Below are 327 nucleotides of genomic sequence, written 5' to 3'. Positions count from 1 at the left end.
CTTACAGGAGCAGCGAATAAAGCAGCAGACAGAGCAAGGCATAAGGCAGTATTCCGATGATGAACATTGCTTCGGGTATCATTCTTCATTACTCTTTTCTCTCGTGGATAATATGAATTTGTAGATTAGGTTGACGACAAATACCGTGGCGACGATTGAAACGCACATCAGACCTATCTCTTTTCCCAGCTTCTGATATTCCATCGGGTCGCAATCGGGAAAGGTCAGTTTGACTTGCTGTTCGTTATACTGCCATGTAGAGCCGTTAAAAACGGGGTGATGCAGCACCCCGTCTTTGTCTATTGTCGGCACTACATGGGTCATCAC

General features: G+C 45.6%; 1 protein-coding gene. It reads right to left on the bottom strand.

What is annotated here, in order from left to right:
- Positions 1–78: 78 nt before the first annotated feature.
- On the bottom strand, positions 79–327 hold a 249-nt coding region (locus tag HMPREF2572_RS03655), incomplete at its 5' end, for a hypothetical protein (protein WP_148132278.1).

This window comes from Neisseria sp. HMSC064E01 (assembly GCF_001808875.1).
Classification (GTDB): Bacteria; Pseudomonadota; Gammaproteobacteria; order Burkholderiales; family Neisseriaceae; genus Neisseria; species Neisseria sicca_A.
Note: the sequence above shows the minus strand (reverse complement) of the source record. Positions and strands in the feature narration are given on the sequence as shown.